We start from the raw sequence: 17,179 nt of genomic DNA on the forward strand, positions 1-17,179 counted from the left end.
GGAGGATGGCCATGGTGCGGGCGGGGCAGCGGAACCGGGTCGCGGCGGGCCTCTGCGTCGCTCTCCTCCTCCTCGCCGGGGCGGCGCCCGCGCGCGCCGCCTCCCCGGACGAGGACGCGGCCTTCCTCAACGCGCTCACCTGGGGCGTGACCCCGTCCGGCTTCGCGGAGCTGCGCGCCCTCGGCCGGGCCCGCTGGCTCGCCGCGCAGCTGCACCCACGGGCGGAGCCCCGGCTGCCGCCGGCCGCCCAGGCGCAGGTTGAGGCCCTCACCCCGCGGCAGCCGCTGCGCGAGCGGATCGTCGCCCTCGACGCGCAGCAGAGGGCGGCGGGCGCCCTGCCGGACGCGGAAGCCCGCAAGGCGGCGCTGCAGGCCTACCAGGAGGCGCTGAACGCGGCCCTGCGCGACGCCGTCGCGGCGACGCTGCTGCGCGCCCTCTCCAGCCCGGACCAGCTGCGCGAGCGGCTGACCTGGATCTGGTTCAACCGCTTCAACGTCCACCAGGGCAAGGCGAACCTGCGCGCCATGGTGGGCGACTACCTCGACACCGCGATCCGCCCCCACGCCCTCGGCCGCTTCCGCGACCTCCTCGGGGCGACGCTGCGCCACCCGGCCATGCTGCGCTACCTCGACAATGCCGAGAACGCCGCCGGCCGCCTCAACGAGAACTACGCGCGCGAGCTGATGGAACTCCACACGATGGGCGTCGGCTCCGGCTACACGCAGGCGGACGTGGAGGCCCTCGCCCGCATCCTCACCGGAATCGGCCTCGACGCGCGCCCCGAGGACCCGAAGCTGCCGCCCGAGCGCCGCGCCGACCTGATCCGGGACGGAGTGTTCATCTTCAACCCGGCGCGGCACGATTACGGCGACAAGGTCCTGCTCGGCCACACCATCCGGGGCCGCGGCTTCGCCGAGGTGGAGGAGGCCCTCGACCTCCTGGCGGCTCAGCCGGCGACGGCCCGCCACGTCTCGCGGATGCTCGCCGCCGCCCTGACCGGGGCGGAGCCGCCCGACGCCCTGGTGGAGCGCCTCGCCGCCGTGTTCGTCCGGACGCGGGGCGACATCGCCGCGACGGTCGCGGCCCTGGCCGAGTCGCCCGACCTCACCCGCGCGGCCGCGCCCTTCAAGGACCCGATGCGCTACGTGCTCTCGGCCCTGCGCCTCGCCTACGACACCCGGGTGATCCTCAATACCGGCCCCGTCCAGGGCTGGCTCACCCGCCTCGGCGAGGGCCTGTTCAACCGCTCGACGCCGGACGGCTACCCGCTGGCGGCCGCGGCCTGGAACGGGCCGGGCCAGCTCGTCGCCCGATTCGAGGTCGCGCGCCAGATCGGCTCCGGCCCGGCCGGGCTGTTCCGGCCGCCCGGCCCGGACGCGACCGAGGAGCCGGCCTTCCCCCTCGTGCAGAACGCCCTCTACTTCTCGACGCTCGCCGGGATGCTCGGCGAGCCGACCCGCGCGGCGCTGGCCCGGGCCGTCTCGCCCCAGGAGTGGAACACCCTGTTCCTGTCCTCCCCCGAATTCATGCGCTGAGCCGGGAGCCGCCCATGCACCGCCGCGACCTCCTGCGCGCCGCCCTGGCCCTCGGCACCGCGACCGTCGCCGGCCGGGTCTGGGCGGCGCCGAGGGCCGATGCGCGCCTGCTCGTCGTCTTCCTGCGCGGAGCCTACGACGCCGCCGGCGTGGTGATCCCGACCGGCAGCGACTTCTACTACCGGGCCCGGCCGACGCTCGCCCTCGCCCGGCCCTCGGCCGCGGATCCCGCCGCCGCGCTCCCCCTCGACGCGGAGTGGAGCCTGCACCCGGCCCTGCGCGACACGATCCTGCCGCTCTTCGCCAGGGGGCAGGCCGCCTTCGTGCCCTTCGCGGGCACGGACGACGTCACGCGCAGCCATTTCGAGACCCAGGACACGATCGAGATGGGCCAGGCGGCCGGGGCGGCGCGGGACTACACTTCGGGCTTCATGGCCCGGCTCGCCGCCGAGCTGACGCGGGCGCGGCCGGTCGCCTTCGCGGAGCAGATGCCGCTGATCTTCCGGGGCGGCGAGCCGGTGCCCAACGTCGCCATCCACCAGGTCGGCAAGCCCGGCATCGATGAGCGCCAAGCGCGGCTGATCGCGTCGATGTACCGGGAGAGCCCGCTCGCCGGCGCCATCGAGGAGGGTTTCCGCGTGCGCGACGCCGTCTACCAGACGGTCTCGGAGCACGCCATGCAGGCGGACCGGGGCGCCGTCTCGCCCAAAGGCTTCGAACGGGCGGCGCGGCGCATCGGCCGGCTGATGCGCGACCAGTTCACCCTCGGCTTCGTCGATGTCGGCGGCTGGGACACGCACGTGAACCAGGGCGGGGCGAGCGGCTACCTCGCCGACCGGCTCGGCGAGCTCGGGCGCGGGCTGGCGGGCTTCGCCCAGGAGATCGGCCCGGGCTGGGCCGACACGGTGGTCGTGGTGCTGTCGGAATTCGGCCGCACCTTCCGGGAGAACGGCAACCGCGGCACCGATCACGGCCACGGCAGCGTCTACTGGGTCCTGGGCGGCGCCGTGCGGGGCGGGCGGATCGCCGGCCCGCAGGTGCCGGCCGACGAGGCGCACCTGTTCCAGAACCGGGACTACCCGGTGCTCACCGATTACCGGGCGCTGCTGGCGGGCCTGCTCGCCCGCCTCTACGGGCTCGACCAGGCCGCCCTGCGCCGGGTCTTCGCGGGGGTCGCGCCGGCCGATCTCGGCCTGCTCTAACCCTCAGCGGCAGGTCGTGACCCGGCGGACGATCCAGCCCTCGCCCTCGACGAACAGGCGCTTGCGCGAGGTCGTGCAGGTGGCGTCGTCCGCGCCCTCCTCGGGAGCGGTCGCGGTGACGGTCACGTCGCGCACCGCCGCGCTGCGGCCCTGGGCCTTCGGCGCCTTGTCGACGGCGGGGGCCGCGAGTCCCGGACCGGCGCCGAGACACGCACCGGCGATCAGGGCGGCGAGCAGGGTCAGCCGGGCGCCGAGGAGCGCGCGCATGGGAGGCATCCTGTTCCTGAGAGGGTGTCGGCGCGGCGAGCAGCTTCGCCGCCGCACCGCGCTCCTGCCATAGATAAGTCGCGAGGGTCCGAAGGGTTGCCGCGGGCCAAGCGTGTCCGTTCGAATTTCGGTAAACCGCCGGACGCGCCGGCCGCTGTGCGCTGTCGCACGCGGCGCGCCGAAGGGCGAGGCCCTTTCGCTCCCGTCAACAGCGATCAACAGCGGGCGGCCGTGCGCGGTTCCGGACCTGTGCGGAGCGGCGGGCCGCAATCTCGCACGGGCTCTTGCCCGCACGGGCTCTTGCCCCCACGGGCTCTTGCCCCCACGGGCTCTTGCCCCCGCATCCTACCTGCCGGCGAGCCCGCGATCGCTTCGGCGCATGGTGCCGGGCGGCGGAACGGCGGGACGCGTCACCGGCCCGCGCCCGGAACCAGCCGCAGGCCCTGCCGGGCCAGCTGATCCGGGACGCCGCGGCGCACCAGGCGGGTGCGCCGCTCCTGCTGCGTCCGCCAGGTGCGGCAGGCGTCCTGCGCCTCCAGGACGGCCCGCATCCAGGCGTCGAGCCACGCCGCCTGGAGCGCGACGCCGAGCAGCACCGAGTGCTGGGCGAGCGCCACGGAGGCCGCCAGCACGCGCTGGACCTGCTCCTCCACCGGGGCGAAAGGCGACGTCCGATCCCTCATCGCCGCATGTCTCCCGCTCTGCTGCGCGCCCGCTCCCGGTCCGCCACGGGGCCGAGCCGGCCCCTCCGGCCCGGTCGACCGCGATGCAAGATCCGGGCACCCGGCCCGGATCGCCGTCGCGATGCGAGGAACAGGCGCGACCCCGGCAAGATTATGTCGGCGAACGCTCGGCCCCGGACAACCGGCTGGGAGCACGGAAGCGTCGCCCCATCCCGGAGGTTCCATGCACCGCCGCGACGTCCTGGTCAGCCTGCTGTCGGCGACCGCCGCCCTCGCCGTCACCCGCACCGCCCTCGCCCAGCCCCTCCCGGGGGGCGCCGTCCCCACGGGGGCCTACCTGGCCATGGCGACGAAGGGCGGCCTGTTCCTGGAGAGCACCGCCCGCGACGCCTTCGCCAAGACCGGCAACCCGCGGGTCAGGAAATTCGCCCGGGCCGAGGTGGTCGAGCAGGTGAACCTCGCCAACCGGATCGACGCCTACACGGGTGGCGCCGGGGCCGCCGTCGCGGCCGGCGGTCCGCCGCCCGGGCCGGGCGGCCTCGTCGGCGGCCTCGTGGCGGCCCCGCTCGCGGTGGCGGGCGCGGCGACGGGGGCCGCGGCCGGCGTGGCCGCGGGCGTCCTCGGGGCGCCGGGCGCGGGCGGGGCGGCCGGCGCCCCGATGACCAGCGACGCCCAGAAGGCCGCCATCCAGGCGCAGCTCGCCGGCATGCAGGGCGGGCCGCAATACGACGCGGCCTTCGTCGGCGCCTCCCTCCAGGGCCACCGCGAGGCCTTCGCGATCCACGGCTCCTACGCCGAGGCCGGCGAGGATCCGGCCCTGCGCCGCATCGCCCGCGGCGCCCTGCCGCTGATCCGCCTGCACATCGCGCAGCTCACCCAGATGCAGGCGATGATGGGCGGCCCGCAGGGCTGAGCCGCTCCGGGCCGGCGCCCCGGTGTCGGCCCGGCCATTCGGCCCCCCATGGGTCCCCCGCGGCCCCGCATGGGTCCCCCGGCCCTCGCCGGGCCCGCCTCAGCGGTCGGTGGTGGGCCAGGACGGTTCCTCGGGCAGGCAGCCGGCGCGGCAGCGCATCTGCTCGACCTTGATCACCTGCGGCTTGCTGCCGACGGTCTCGATCTCGATCTGGGTCTGGTTCTTGTTCCAGAGGAAGAGGCAGCGCGAGGGCGTGGTGCGCTGGCAGCTGATCGTCTCGGCGTAGGTCTCGCAGATCCGGGTCCGGCCGCTCACGCATTTCTCGCGCGCCTTGGCCTGCCGGTCGGGCTTCCAGCCTTGCAGCGCCAGGGCGATGCGGAATTCCGAGTAATCCGTGCGCGACTCGACCGCGGGCAGCGGTTCGGTCGCGGCGGCGCCATGCGTCCAGAGGACGAGGATCGGAAGGATCGCGGCGCGCATCGCCCCCCTCGGACGCCGCCACCCCGCATCGCGGCGACCACGTTGTCGGCCAAAGCCGCAGCGGCCGTCAAGGTGGAAGCGGGCGGCCGGTCCAGTCCTGCCGAGGAGAGATCAAGGTCGGCGCGGCCGATGATCAGTCGAGCCTGCGGGGATACAGGGCCGCGGGGGGGGTCCGCGTGCAGTCCCGCCTCCCGGGCCCGCTCTCTCGGACGCGCCCGAGACGGCGGCGCGGCGCACCCGCCGCGCGCCGGGTGCTACTCGGCCGCCGCCTTGGCGGCGCGGGCGCGCCGGGGCTTCTTCCCCGAAGCCTCCGCGGCGGAATCCGGGTTCGCGGGCGCGACGTCCTGCGGCGCCTCGACCGGGTCCGGCGCGGGCGCCTCGGCCTTCGCCCGGGCCGCGCGGTCGCGCCGGATCTGGCCGAGGCCCAGGGTGCGGGCGAGTTCCGAGCGCTGCTTGGCGTAGCTCTCGGCGACCATGGGGTAGTCGCGCGGCAGACCGTACTTGACCCGGTACTCCTCCGGCGTGAGCCCGTGCTTCGTCAGGTGCCGCTTCAGGGACTTGTAAGGTTTGCCGTCGACGAAGCTCACGAGATGATCGTAGCTGATCGATTTGCGAATCTGCGCGGGCGTCGCTTTCGCGCTCTCCTGGGTGCTCGGTGCCGGCGCCTTCCCCGTACTGACGAGGGCGTCGTAGATGCTGCGGATCAGCGCCGGCAGCTCCGCGCTCGGAACGCTGTTCCTCGACACGTAGGCCGACACGATATCGCTCGTCAGGCCGCTGAGGTCGATGGCTGCTGCCCCGGTCTCGCTCATGAATCTGTTCCTGTGCTTGCGCCCGACACAGCAGTGTAGTGTTTGTCGCGGAACGTCAACAGGAATTCTCGCATATTCACATCGGAGCGCAGCAGAGCGATACGGCTGTTCCAAATCGCTGGCGGCTTCGGACAGGTTTCCGTGTCAATCACCGGCCCCGCGCGGGGCAATGACGGGCGGACGCGACCCGTTATTGGTGACCGGGTGGGAGGAGTACAGGGGCATCCCGGCGGCCAGGGGGCGGGGCGGATGGGGCGCTCCGACCGCGGGATCGATTTGACGGGGCCGCGTGTTTCGCCTACAGAGGCGCCCCGGCGTGATCCCCGATAGCTCAGCTGGTAGAGCAGGCGACTGTTAATCGCCTTGTCGCAGGTTCGAGTCCTGCTCGGGGAGCCATCCTTCCCTCCGCGCCGCATCCCCCCGATCCGCAGCCAGGCGCTCCGCGCCGCCGGTCGAGGCGTCGATCCCGTCCGGCCATGTGGGCGCCTGTCATCCTCTGTCCGCACGTGATCGTCCGGACAGCGGATGACAGGCCCGCGCGGCGCGTGAGCGACGCCGGCATCCGCATATTGCGACGCAATCCGTCGGACGCCGTACGACGCGGGCCGGGCGTCCGGCACCCGGCGAGCCCGTGGAGAGCGACGCGCGGACCAAGGCAGGCCCGCGCGACGCCGCGACCCGGCGGGCCCGCGGCGAGGTCGGACCCGCGCGGAGCCGGGCGGGGGCGGGCCCGATCAGCGCGGCGGCGCGATCTCGATCCTGGCCAGCGTCTCGCCCTGCCGGAGGATCAGCACCGTCCCGGTGATGGTCAGGCAGGCGGCGCTGTCCCTCCGCCGCGCGACGCCGCGCAACGTCTCGTGCCGAGCGGACCGGCATGGTGGGCGGATCCGCTCGGCCTCTCATCCCCCATCCGCCAGATCCCTTCGGGATGGCGGCTGGGGGCCTCGCTCACGCGCCGCGCGGGCGCGTGATCCGGTCCGCGGCCCGGCCGGTGACCGGTTTCGCGCGTGCCGCTCAGCTCTGGCGGCCGTAGACATCCTCGATGCGGATGATGTCGTCCTCGCCCGTGTAGCTGCCGACCTGCACCTCGATCAGTTCGAGCGGGATCTTGCCCGGATTGACGAGGCGATGGACGCAGCCGATCGGCAGGTAGATGGCCTCGTTCTCGTGGACGAGGGTCACGGCGTCGTCCACGGTCACCTCGGCGGTGCCGTGCACCACGATCCAGTGCTCGGCCCTGTGGTAGTGCTTCTGCAGCGACAGGCGCCCGCCCGGCTTCACGGTGATCCGCTTCACCTGGAAGCGGTCGCCGATGTCGATGCGCTGGTAGGAGCCCCAGGGCCGGTACATCAGGCGATGCGCGTCGGCCTCGGGCGCGCCCTTGGCCCGCAGATCCTCCACCAGGGCCTTGACCCCGGCGCCGGCCTCGCGGGAGGTCACCAGCACCGCGTCCGGGGTCGCCACCACCACGACGTCGTCGAGGCCCACCACCGTGGTCAGGATCTCCTCGGGGCTGTGCACGAGGCTGTTGCGGGTGTCGCGCACCGCCACGCGGCCGCGCAGGGCGTTGCCGGAGGCGTCCCGCTCCGACACGTCCCAGAGGGCGCCCCAGGTGCCGATGTCCGACCAGGGGAAGCGCACCGGCAGCACGCCCGAGCGGGCCGTGTGCTCCATCACCGCGTAGTCGATCGAGATCTGCGGCGCCTGCCCGAAGGCCTCCGGGTCGAGGCGGATGAAGTCGAGGTCGCGGCGGGCCTTCTCCAGGGCCTGCTCGGCGGCCTCCAGGACGGCCGGGGCGTGGGCGCGCAGCTCCTCGATCATCACGTCGGCCCGGAACAGGAAGTAGCCGCTGTTCCAGAGGGCTCCCTCGGCGATCAGGCCGGCGGCCCGGGACGCGTCGGGCTTCTCCAGGAAGCGGGCCACGTGGCAGGCCCCCTGCGCCCCGGCCTCGCCGGGCAGCCTCTCGCCGGGCTGGACGTAGCCGTAGGCGGTGGCGGGCGCGGTCGGCGTGATGCCGAGGGTCATGATGTAGCCCGCCCGCGCCGCCACGGCGGCGGCCTTGGCGGCGGCGACGAAGGCCGGGGTGTCGCCGATCACGTGGTCGGCCGCAAGGATCAGCACCAGCGCCTCGGGCTCGCTCTGCGCGGCGCTGAGCGCCGCCACCGCCACGGCGGCGGCCGAATCCCGGCGCTGCGGCTCGAGCAGGATCTCGGCCGAGAGGCCGACGGCGGCGAGTTGCTCGCCGACGATGAAGCGCGCGTCCTGCGCGGTGATGACCGTCGGCCGCGCGAAGACCGCGCCGTCGGCGACGCGCAGGGCGGTGGCCTGGAAGGACGAGCGCTCGGCCTCGGCCAGGGGGATGAACTGCTTGGGATGGCTCTCGCGGGAGGCGGGCCACAGCCGTGTGCCCGATCCACCGCAGAGGATCACCGGATGGATGAGGGTGGTCATGGCGTCACCGTCTCCGTATCGATCAAGGGAAGGGCCCGCGGCGCGGTGGGCGCCGACGGGTCGATGTCTCGCGGGCTTGCGGCCTTCATAGGTCGGAAGCGCGCGCCGAGGAACCTGCCGGCCCGCATGCGGGCCCGCGCCGGCGCGCGAGACCGCCGCCGGCGCGGGCCCGGACGCGGCGTCAGATGGTCTGATTGTAGGCGCCGACCTCCGGATTCTCGCGCAGCACCCCGTCGACGCCCTCGAACATCGCGCGCAGGCGCGCCTCCGAGACGGGGCTCTCCACCACGACGACGAGTTCCGGCTTGTTCGACGAGGCCCGCACCAGGCCCCAGGTGCCGTCCTCCGTCACCACGCGCACGCCGTTCACGGTCACGAGGTCGGTGATGCGCGCGCCCCCGATCGGCTCGCCGCGCTCCATCATGGCCCGCACCCGGGCCGTCACCTTCTCGACCACCCCGTACTTCACCTCGTCGGCGCAGTGCGGCGACATCGTCGGCGAGCCCCAGGTCTTCGGCAGCGCCCGGTACAGGTCGGCGAGGCTGCGGCCCGGATTGCGGTCCAGCATCTCGATGACCGTGATCGCCGTCATCAGCCCGTCGTCGTAGCCGCGGCCGATCGGCGCGTTGAAGAAGAAGTGTCCCGACTTCTCGAACCCGGCCAGCGCGCCCAGCTCGTTCACCCGCCGCTTGATGTAGGAATGGCCGGTCTTCCAGTAATCCGCCTTGACGTCGCGCGCCCGCAGCTCCGGATCCGAGGCGAACAGGCCCGTCGACTTGACGTCCACGACGAAGGTCGCGCCCGGGTGCAGTTGCGAGAGGTCGCGGGCGAGCAGCACGCCGACCTTGTCGGCGAAGATCTCGTGGCCCTCGTTGTCGACCACCCCGCAGCGGTCGCCGTCGCCGTCGAAGCCCAGCCCCACATCGGCGCCGGTCTCGCGCACCGTGTCGGCGATCGCGTGCAGCATCGCCATGTCCTCGGGGTTGGGGTTGTAGCGCGGGAAGGTCGCGTCGGCCTCGGTGTCGAGGGGCACGACCTCGCAGCCGAGCGCCTCCAGCACCGCCGGCGCGAAGGCGCCCGCCGTGCCGTTGCCGCAGGCGGCCACGACCTTGAGCTTGCGGCCGATCGTCTTGGTCCGCGAGAGCAGGTCGGCCTGGTAGCGGGCGGCGAAGTCCGGCACGAAGGCGTAGGCGCCGCCGTCGCGGTACTTGAAGGCGCCCGCCAGCACGATCTCCTTCAGGCGGCCCATCTCGGCGGGGCCGAAGGTCATGGGCCGCTCGGCGCCCATCTTCACGCCGGTCCAGCCATTGTCGTTGTGGGAGGCCGTGACCATGGCCACGCAGGGGCAATCGAGGGCGAACTGCCCGAAATAGGCCATGGGCGAGAGGGCGAGCCCGATATCCTTCACGCGCAAGCCCCCCGCCATCATGCCGGCGATGAGGGCGAGCTTGATCGAGGCCGAGTAGGCGCGGAAATCGTGGCCGGTGACGATGTCGGGCCGCACGCCCATCTCGTGGATGAGCGTCCCGAGGCCCAGCCCCAGCGCCTGCACCCCCATGAGGTTGAGGTCCTTGGGAAAGAGCCACCGCGCGTCGTACTCGCGAAAGCCGGTGGGGGCCACGAGCGGAAGCGACTCGAACGCGAAGCTGTTCGGGGCCAGCGATGCATGCGGCTTCGGAAACGTCATCACTCTCATCCTGCCGTTCAAGGGCGGGCCCGAGGGCCCTGCCGGTGAGCCGATTCCCCGGGAGGCTCCCGTTCGTCGTAAGGTAATTGAAGGGTTCATTCCGGCGAAGCGGATTTCGGTTCGCCGGAAAGCGCTTGCAAATCAGAGGCCTGGTCCGATCCAGGGACTCTCCCGCGAGGGCGGTTCGGGCGCCGCTCCCGCTCCATCGTCTCCGGCGATCCGTCCCGCCGGATCCACTCCTCGCCCGCGGCGCCGCCCCGTCGGCCCGCGATGCTCAGCCGTGGCGGACCTCCGCCCGCGCGTGGTCGAGAACGGAGGCGAGCGTCTCGGTGAGGGAGCGCTTCGGGGCCCAGCCGGTGCGGGCGGCCAGCGCCGAGGCGTCCCCGCAGGCGGTCGGGATCTCGGAGGGGCGCAGCCGCTCCTGCGCCACCCGCACCTCGAAGGGCCTGCGCGAGAGGGATGCCAGCGTCTCCAGCAGGCTGCCGATCGACCGCGCCTGGCCGGAGGCGATGTTGAAGATGCTGCATCGGTCGAGCGTGTCGGCGGCCGCGACCAGACCCGCATAGGCCTCGACGACGTCGCGGACGTCCAGGAAGTCGCGACGGGCCGAGAGGTCCCCGACCTCCAGCACGGGCGGAACCAGCTGCGCCTCGATGCGGGCGATCTGCGCGGCGAACGAGGCGACCACGAACCGCTCGCTCTGGCCCGGGCCGATGTGGTTGAGCGGCCTCAGGATCACCAGGCGCGACCCCGCCCGGCCCAGCACGTCCGTCAGGATCTGCTCGCCGACGAGCTTCGTCTTGGCGTAGGTGCTCGCCGGCTCCGGCCGGACCGCCTCGCCGACGGGCTGTCCCGACAGGAAGGCCCGACCGTACACCTCCCCGGAACTCACGAAGAACAGGTTCGTCCCGGGCAGGTGGTCGACCAGCGCCGATGCGAGGCTCAGCACCGTGCCGACGTTCTCGCTCCAGGCCCGGACCGGCCGCGCGGCGGCGTCCGAGACGGAGGAGAGGGCGGCGAGGTGGAGGATGTCCGTCGGCGCGACCTCGCGCAGGCACTCCGCCGTGCGGCGACCGTCCGACAGGTCGGCCGCGACGTAGCCGATCCCGGCGGAAAGCGCCGCCGGCCTGGCCTCGCGGCCGAGACCGACGATCTCCGCGCCGGCGCCGAACCGGTCGAGGAAGGCGGCGGCCGCGTGGCGGCCGACGAAACCCGTCGCGCCGGTGATCAGGATGCGCTTCACGCCAGAGCCTCGGCAGGGCGGCTCAGACGGAGGCGCGCAGGCGGGCGAGGTCCGCGTCGACCATCTCGGTGATCATCTCCTCGAGCGAGATCTCCGGCTTCCAGCCCAGAATGCGCTCGGCCTTGGCAGGGTTGCCGAGGAGCACGTCGACCTCGGCCGGGCGGAACAGCTTCTCGTCGATCCGGAGGTGGTCGTCCATGGTCAGGCCCACGTGGTCGAAGGCGATCCGGCACATGTCGCGCACGGTGGTGGTGCGCCCGGTCGCCACCACGTAGTCGTCCGGCGCGTCCTGCTGCAGCATGAGCCACATCGCCCGGACGTAGTCCTTGGCGTGGCCCCAGTCCCGCTTCGCGTCGATGTTGCCGAGCCGCAGTTCCGTCTCGAGGCCGAGCTTGATGCGCGCGACGCCGTCCGTGACCTTGCGGGTCACGAACTCGACCCCGCGCAGCGGGGATTCGTGGTTGAACAGGATGCCGTTCGAGGCGTGCAGGCCGAAACTCTCCCGGTAGTTGATCGTCATCCAGTGCGCGTAGAGCTTGGCGACGCCGTACGGGGAGCGCGGGTAGAAGGGGGTCTGCTCGCTCTGCACCTGCTCCTGGATCAGGCCGAACATCTCCGACGAGGAGGCCTGGTAGTAGCGCGCCTGCGGGGCCATGATGCGGACCGCTTCGAGCAGGTTGGTCGCCCCGAGGCCGGTCACCTGCCCGGTGAGGATCGGCTGCTGCCAGGACGAGGTGACGAACGACTGTGCGGCGAGGTTGTAAACCTCATCGGGCCGGACCTGCTGGACGATGCGCAGCAGGCTCGACAGATCGATCAGATTGCCGTCGATGAGGTGAACGTCCTTGGCAACGCCGAGCCACTTCAGCCTGTGATCATAAACACCAGCATGGCTCGACCGACGGACAATACCGTAGACTTCGTAGTCTTTTTCAAGCAGAAGCTGCGCCAGGTAGGCCCCATCCTGGCCGGTAATTCCGGTGATCAAGGCACGTCTGCGTGTCATCTCAGTTCCCCTTGCCGCTATTCGGGCCCTCGGTATGGAGGGCTCCCGATGAAGTCAAGTGCAATGGCTAAGCTCGTCTGCGGGCTTGCCGCGGCCGTCATCTCGTCCTCGTACCGGCCCCGCAAGAGCGCCGGCCTCTGCGTCAGAGGCCCCTTGCCCCGGTCGGGACCAATGCGCGACCCGCCCGCTGCGGCCCGTCACGAGGCGGCCAGGCGGCGAGCGGGCGCGGCGCGGATCTCCTCCAGCCGCGCGCCGTAGCGCTTCGCGATCGCCGGGATGCTGAAACGCGCCTTGACGAGACGGGCCGCGCTCACGCCCTTGGCGCGCGCCGCGGCCTGGTCGGTCGCGACGTGGCGCATGGCGGCGGCGGCCTGCCGGAGGTCGGCATCGGCCCAGACGCTGCCGCGCTCGACGAAGATGTACTCGTCCCTCTGCACCCCGACGAGGTCGTACCCGATCAGGTAGGCGCTCTCCTCGCTGCAGAAATCCATGTTGCCGCCATAGGCCGTCGCGATCACCGGCCGCTCGAGCTGCATGGCCTCGATCATGCCGAAGCCCCAGCCCTCGGACCGATGCAGCGAGACGTAGCAGTCGCAGGCCTTCTTGAGGGCGAGGAGGTCCCTGTACTTGAGCGTCTCGTCGACGATCAGGATCCGCGGGTCCGCCCTGCAGGCGTCGTCGATCTTCCTCCAGATCGCCACTTGGTGCGGATCGCCGACCCGGGTCCTGTTCTGGGTCTTGATGACGAGGGCGACCGCCTCGGTGCCGAGCGGAAAGGCCTGCCGGAACGCCTCGACGGCGGCCAGCGGGTTCTTGCGCTCGATGAAGGAGAAGGAGTCGAAGGTGGTGAGGAAGATTGTCGCGTCGCGCTCCAGCCCGAGGCTGCCGAGGTCCATCGCCTCCACCTCGGGCAGCGGCTCGACCGCCATGCCCACGTTCACCACCGGCTTGTCGGTGAACCGGGCGTAGATCTCGCGGTTGTACTCCGAAGAGACCCAGATCTCATCGAGCAGATCGAGCGCCAGATTATGGCACTTCGGGATCTGATTCAGCTCCCAGAAGAAATATCCGATATTGTAACTGTTGGCCACGATCTCGCGCTGCTCGAACGCGTAGACCAGGGGAATCGATTCGGCGTTGAGGTGGATGAGGTTGATCTCGCGCGGAGCGGTGAAGGTCTCGAAGTTCAGCTCGGTGGCGAAGCCGATGGGCGCCGGGTTGTCGAGGCCGAAGGGCAGCGCGGTGGGACGCACGCGCTCGGCGGCCGTCAGGATCTCGTAGGAGATGCGCGTCGCCTGGCCGAGGCCCGACGTCTGGAGGAGCGGACCGATCAGGGCGACGCCGGGTTCGGGGTGGGAGCGCGGGAAATCCCGCTTCGGCAGCAGGAACTCGCCGTAATCCCGAACCTCGGCCGTGCTCTCGCCGGCCCCCTGCCTCGCCAGCTTGGCCGCGAGGGCCTCCGCCTGCCCGCGCAGGGCCGCCACGCGGGAGGGCGGCGCGCCCGGCGGCAGGGCGACGGCCGCGATGATCTCGTCGAAGAGCGAGGCGGCCTCCGCCCTCGCCCGCAGCAGCTGCCGGACCTGACTGCCCGGCAGGAAGCTCCTGAGGTAGGGCCGCGTGTAGCTCGACAGGATCAGGTAGCAGAGATAGGCGGCGCGGTCCGAGGCCTTGTCCCTGGTCAGGTCGAGCTTGGCCCGGTCGCGCTCGAACTGGATCTCCATGAAGATGTTGAAGGGGAAGTCGGCGTACGGCGCGCTCGACGGCGCCTGCAGGACCGCGATCTGCTCCCGCGTCACGAGCGCGCGATGCAGCTTGGCGTCGATCGTCCGCTCGAAGCACCACCAGTAGACGGCTTCGCGCAGCACGCGCACATCGGCCAGGTTGAGGTGGCTCGGCAGTTCCCGCACGACGGAATTGTAGAGGGCGACGGTCACGGCCGGCGACAGGCCGGCGAGCGGCATCGGCCGGTTCAGGAACGCCACCTGCGCGCGCGACAGCGGCATCTCGAAGCGCGTGCCCTGCGCCTTGCGGTGCGCCTGATAGTCCGTCAGGTACCACATCAGGACCTTGAGCCGATCCTGCAGCGAGCCGGTCATGTCGTCGAGGTGGTGGTCCCGCACGAGGCGGAAGCTCTCGAACTGAACGTACTTCGTGATGAGACCTTCCGGGTCGCGCTCCGGATTGGCGACCTGGAGGATGGGGGAGCTGCTCATCGGGTGCCTGCGGGTTGATCGGTCGTCGGAGGGCGGCGGGGGCTCAGTCGCGGGACGCCGCGGTCTCGATGCCGTGGTCTCGCGCGAGCGCGGCGATCTCGACGAGCGCCATCCGCAGCTGCACCTTCATCTGGTCCGAGATCCCGCCGCTCTTGACGACCGCGACGGCGCTCGTCGGAATCGGCGCGGGGGTGAGGGGCTCGCCCGTCTCGGCGATGAGGAGGGTGACGGCGTTCCGCGCGCCGACCTCGGCGAGGTTGACCTCGAAGCCGTGGCGGCCGTCGCCGATCCCGGCCTCCTCCAGGTCGGCGCGGTAAAGGTCGGCCGTGATCAGGACCGACCTGCCGGTCTCCCCGAGGGCCTGCAGCAGGACGGCGCCGGAAGGGCTGCGCGTGTCCTGGATCCAGCCCAGGACCGACCGCGAATCGACCCGGTCGATGTTCCACCGCCAGCGGGACGCCGGCGCGGACTCCTCCCGCCGGGCGGGCGAGGCGGGAAGCGGGCCCGTGTCGAAGGGGAAGACGCCGAGGACGTCCTGCGTCTCCACCACCCGGACGGTCACCTCGCCCGCCTCCTGCGTCCACCCGCCGAGGTCGATCTCGAAGCAATGGGCACCGTTGCCGATGCCGGCCTCCCGCAGATCCTGCCGGAAGATGTCGGCGGTGGCGCGCGCCCGCTGGCCCGCGGAGGAGGTCGCCTCGACGGTCAGGGCGGCGTGGGCGCGCGAGCTGTCATAGGCCCAGCCCGCGATGCGCCGGCCCTCGACGACGTCGATATTCGACCTGACGGCCGATTTCGGCGTCCTGCCGCGCGCGTAGACGGTGGTGACCCAGCCGGCGACGCGCTTGCGCTGAGGGGGAGCGGTGTCGTTCGTCGTCATGTCTGGCCTCGGGAGGGAATCGCGACGGGGCTGGCGGGGCTCGCCCGGATCGAACCGGGTCCCGCGATGGCAGCCGTCAGGCGGCCGGGAGGGCGCGCGCCGGCAGGAGCATCGCTCGAGCGGCGTCGCCCGGCCGGCCCGCCGCGTCGCTCCGGGATCGACAAGTTGCGAGGCCGGCACGCCGTGTGACCGGATCCTGAAGGACCCGGATGCGAGGGGTGCGCCGGGGCGTCCCATTCGGTCGTTGCTGCATTGCGTCGGACGATTTCCTTGCGTCGCGCGACGGGCTGACTTCGGTGCAGGGGGCCGGTCAGCGAGGAGCGCGGCCGTCTCCTTAGCCGAGTTGATCCGGCGCGCCAATTCGCCGGGCCCCGATGATCGCCCCGCCCCGCGCGGCGGCCGCCGGGCCGCCAGCCTTGAGTCGGACCCGGGAGGGCTGCTATCCGGCGTCTGCAACGCCTACCAAAGGAATGGGGCCATGCGGGTCGCGATGGTTGGGTCCGGCTATGTCGGGCTGGTCTCGGGGGCCTGTTTCGCCGATTTCGGCCACGCGGTCGTCTGCGTCGACAAGGATCCCGACAAGATCGCCGCACTCAACGCCGGCCGCATCCCGATCTTCGAGCCCGGCCTCGACGCCCTGGTGGCCGAGAACGTCCGCCAGGGCCGCCTCTCCTTCACCACCGACCTCGCCCAGGGCGTCGCGGGCGCCGACGCCGTCTTCATCGCCGTCGGCACCCCCTCGCGCCGCGGCGACGGCTTCGCCGACCTCACCTACGTGCATCAGGCGGCCCGCGACATCGCCCGAGCCCTCGACGGCTACGCGGTCGTGGTGACGAAATCGACCGTCCCGGTCGGCACCGGCGACGAGGTCGAGCGCATCATCCGCGAGACCCGGCCCGAGGCCGATTTCGCCGTGGTCTCCAACCCGGAATTCCTGCGCGAGGGCGCCGCCATCGCGGATTTCAAGCGGCCCGACCGCATCGTCATCGGGGCCGAGGAGCCCCGCGCGGCCGAGGTGATCAGCGAGCTCTACCGCCCGCTCTACCTCAACCAGGCCCCCATCCTGGTCACCTCCCGGCGCACCGCCGAGCTCACCAAGTACGCGGCCAACGCCTTCCTGGCCACCAAGATCACCTTCATCAACGAGATGGCGGACCTGTGCGAGAGGGTCGGGGCCGACGTGCAGCAGGTGGCGCGCGGAATCGGGCTCGACAACCGCATCGGCGCGAAGTTCCTGCATGCCGGCCCGGGCTACGGCGGCTCGTGCTTCCCCAAGGATACGCTGGCGCTGGTCAAGACGGCGCAGGATGCGGGCAGCCCGGTGCGCCTCGTCGAGACCGTGGTGGCGGTCAACGACCAGCGCAAGCGCGCGATGGCGCGCAAGGTGGTGGCGGCCTGCGGGGGCTCGGTGCGGGGCAGGACGATCGCGGTGCTGGGTCTGACCTTCAAGCCCAACACCGACGACATGCGCGACGCGCCCTCGCTCTCGATCATCGCGGGGCTGCAGGATGCCGGGGCGCGGGTGCGGGCCTACGACCCGGAGGGGATGGAGCAGGCGCGCCCGCTTCTCACGGACGTGGATTACGCGAGCGACCCCTACGGCTGCGCCGACGGCGCGGACGCGCTGGTGCTGGTGACCGAGTGGGACGCGTTCCGGGCGCTCGACCTCGCGCGGCTGCGCGGGGTGATGGCGGTGCCGGTGCTGGTGGACCTGCGCAACGTCTACCGGCCGGAGGACGCGCGCAAGCACGGCTTTTCCTACACCAGCGTCGGACGGGCCGGGCAGCCGCTCCCCGCCTGACCCGGC

General features: G+C 72.2%; 14 protein-coding genes and 1 tRNA gene. 5 read left to right on the forward strand and 10 right to left on the reverse strand.

Annotated features, from left to right (window positions below; translation table 11 throughout):
- The first annotated feature begins 11 nt into the window (after positions 1-11).
- Positions 12-1,535, forward strand: a complete 1,524-nt coding sequence (locus M446_RS24945) for a DUF1800 domain-containing protein (protein ID WP_012334890.1) — start codon at positions 12-14, stop codon at positions 1,533-1,535.
- A gap of 14 nt (positions 1,536-1,549) precedes the next feature.
- Positions 1,550-2,737, forward strand: a complete 1,188-nt coding sequence (locus tag M446_RS24950; protein WP_012334891.1) for a DUF1501 domain-containing protein — start codon at positions 1,550-1,552, stop codon at positions 2,735-2,737.
- A 3-nt stretch (positions 2,738-2,740) separates the two neighbouring features.
- Here the strand turns inward: M446_RS24950 and M446_RS24955 are convergent, their stop codons facing one another.
- Both M446_RS24955 and M446_RS24960 read right to left on the reverse strand, forming a co-directional pair.
- The gene (locus M446_RS24955; RefSeq protein WP_012334892.1) at positions 2,741-3,004 is read right to left on the reverse strand and encodes a hypothetical protein; all 264 of its coding nucleotides are present in this window, start codon (positions 3,002-3,004) and stop codon (positions 2,741-2,743) included.
- A 410-nt stretch (positions 3,005-3,414) separates the two neighbouring features.
- The gene (locus tag M446_RS24960) at positions 3,415-3,687 is read right to left on the reverse strand and encodes a hypothetical protein (RefSeq protein WP_012334893.1); all 273 of its coding nucleotides are present in this window, start codon (positions 3,685-3,687) and stop codon (positions 3,415-3,417) included.
- A gap of 223 nt (positions 3,688-3,910) precedes the next feature.
- Here M446_RS24960 and M446_RS24965 point away from each other — a divergent pair, with 223 nt between their 5' ends.
- Positions 3,911-4,600, forward strand: coding sequence for a DUF4142 domain-containing protein (locus M446_RS24965; protein ID WP_012334894.1), 690 nt, complete (start codon positions 3,911-3,913; stop codon positions 4,598-4,600).
- Between the two features lie 99 nt (positions 4,601-4,699).
- On the opposite strand, the gene M446_RS24970 is transcribed toward M446_RS24965, so the two are convergent.
- Together M446_RS24970 and M446_RS24975 are read right to left on the reverse strand one after the other, a co-directional pair.
- Positions 4,700-5,080 (reverse strand): hypothetical protein, encoded by a 381-nt coding sequence (locus M446_RS24970; protein ID WP_012334895.1) that lies wholly within the window; start codon positions 5,078-5,080, stop codon positions 4,700-4,702.
- 254 nt (positions 5,081-5,334) lie between these two features.
- Positions 5,335-5,892 (reverse strand): MucR family transcriptional regulator, encoded by a 558-nt coding sequence (locus M446_RS24975; RefSeq protein ID WP_012334896.1) that lies wholly within the window; start codon positions 5,890-5,892, stop codon positions 5,335-5,337.
- A gap of 320 nt (positions 5,893-6,212) precedes the next feature.
- Here M446_RS24975 and M446_RS24980 point away from each other — a divergent pair.
- A tRNA-Asn gene (locus M446_RS24980) sits at positions 6,213-6,288 on the forward strand.
- A 618-nt stretch (positions 6,289-6,906) separates the two neighbouring features.
- Here the strand turns inward: M446_RS24980 and M446_RS24985 are convergent.
- From M446_RS24985 to M446_RS25010, 6 genes are all read right to left on the reverse strand, one after another.
- Positions 6,907-8,343 carry a mannose-1-phosphate guanylyltransferase/mannose-6-phosphate isomerase gene (locus M446_RS24985; protein ID WP_012334897.1) on the reverse strand — a complete coding sequence of 479 codons (1,437 nt, stop codon included), beginning with the start codon at positions 8,341-8,343 and terminating at the stop codon, positions 6,907-6,909.
- A 181-nt stretch (positions 8,344-8,524) separates the two neighbouring features.
- The gene (locus M446_RS24990) at positions 8,525-10,030 is read right to left on the reverse strand and encodes a phosphomannomutase/phosphoglucomutase (protein WP_012334898.1); all 1,506 of its coding nucleotides are present in this window, start codon (positions 10,028-10,030) and stop codon (positions 8,525-8,527) included.
- Positions 10,031-10,304: 274 nt separating this feature from the next.
- Positions 10,305-11,273 (reverse strand): NAD-dependent epimerase/dehydratase family protein, encoded by a 969-nt coding sequence (locus tag M446_RS24995; RefSeq protein WP_012334899.1) that lies wholly within the window; start codon positions 11,271-11,273, stop codon positions 10,305-10,307.
- Positions 11,274-11,295: 22 nt separating this feature from the next.
- The gene (gene gmd / locus M446_RS25000) at positions 11,296-12,279 is read right to left on the reverse strand and encodes a GDP-mannose 4,6-dehydratase (protein ID WP_012334900.1); all 984 of its coding nucleotides are present in this window, start codon (positions 12,277-12,279) and stop codon (positions 11,296-11,298) included.
- 197 nt (positions 12,280-12,476) lie between these two features.
- Positions 12,477-14,492 carry a glycosyltransferase gene (locus M446_RS25005; RefSeq protein ID WP_012334901.1) on the reverse strand — a complete coding sequence of 672 codons (2,016 nt, stop codon included), beginning with the start codon at positions 14,490-14,492 and terminating at the stop codon, positions 12,477-12,479.
- 43 nt (positions 14,493-14,535) lie between these two features.
- Entirely contained in the window at positions 14,536-15,372 is an 837-nt protein-coding gene (locus M446_RS25010; RefSeq protein WP_012334902.1) for a hypothetical protein, read from the reverse strand.
- A gap of 478 nt (positions 15,373-15,850) precedes the next feature.
- Between M446_RS25010 and M446_RS25015 the strand changes: the two genes are divergently transcribed.
- Positions 15,851-17,173 (forward strand): UDP-glucose dehydrogenase family protein, encoded by a 1,323-nt coding sequence (locus M446_RS25015; RefSeq protein WP_012334903.1) that lies wholly within the window; start codon positions 15,851-15,853, stop codon positions 17,171-17,173.
- Positions 17,174-17,179 lie beyond the last annotated feature (6 nt).

Source organism: Methylobacterium sp. 4-46 (genome assembly GCF_000019365.1).
Lineage (GTDB): Bacteria > Pseudomonadota > Alphaproteobacteria > Rhizobiales > Beijerinckiaceae > Methylobacterium.

What these genes read in the sequence shown, in the direction of transcription:
- M446_RS24985 (WP_012334897.1), bottom strand. Translation starts at nt 8,343, where the DNA reads ATGACCACCCTCATCCATCCGGTGATCCTCTGCGGTGGATCGGGCACA.
- M446_RS25005 (WP_012334901.1), bottom strand. Translation starts at nt 14,492, where the DNA reads ATGAGCAGCTCCCCCATCCTCCAGGTCGCCAATCCGGAGCGCGACCCG.
- M446_RS24970 (WP_012334895.1), bottom strand. Translation starts at nt 5,080, where the DNA reads ATGCGCGCCGCGATCCTTCCGATCCTCGTCCTCTGGACGCATGGCGCC.
- M446_RS25015 (WP_012334903.1), top strand. Translation starts at nt 15,851, where the DNA reads ATGCGGGTCGCGATGGTTGGGTCCGGCTATGTCGGGCTGGTCTCGGGG.
- M446_RS24975 (WP_012334896.1), bottom strand. Translation starts at nt 5,892, where the DNA reads ATGAGCGAGACCGGGGCAGCAGCCATCGACCTCAGCGGCCTGACGAGC.
- M446_RS24965 (WP_012334894.1), top strand. Translation starts at nt 3,911, where the DNA reads ATGCACCGCCGCGACGTCCTGGTCAGCCTGCTGTCGGCGACCGCCGCC.
- M446_RS25010 (WP_012334902.1), bottom strand. Translation starts at nt 15,372, where the DNA reads ATGACGACGAACGACACCGCTCCCCCTCAGCGCAAGCGCGTCGCCGGC.
- M446_RS24960 (WP_012334893.1), bottom strand. Translation starts at nt 3,687, where the DNA reads ATGAGGGATCGGACGTCGCCTTTCGCCCCGGTGGAGGAGCAGGTCCAG.
- M446_RS24945 (WP_012334890.1), top strand. Translation starts at nt 12, where the DNA reads ATGGTGCGGGCGGGGCAGCGGAACCGGGTCGCGGCGGGCCTCTGCGTC.
- M446_RS24955 (WP_012334892.1), bottom strand. Translation starts at nt 3,004, where the DNA reads ATGCGCGCGCTCCTCGGCGCCCGGCTGACCCTGCTCGCCGCCCTGATC.
- gmd (WP_012334900.1), bottom strand. Translation starts at nt 12,279, where the DNA reads ATGACACGCAGACGTGCCTTGATCACCGGAATTACCGGCCAGGATGGG.
- M446_RS24990 (WP_012334898.1), bottom strand. Translation starts at nt 10,030, where the DNA reads ATGACGTTTCCGAAGCCGCATGCATCGCTGGCCCCGAACAGCTTCGCG.
- M446_RS24950 (WP_012334891.1), top strand. Translation starts at nt 1,550, where the DNA reads ATGCACCGCCGCGACCTCCTGCGCGCCGCCCTGGCCCTCGGCACCGCG.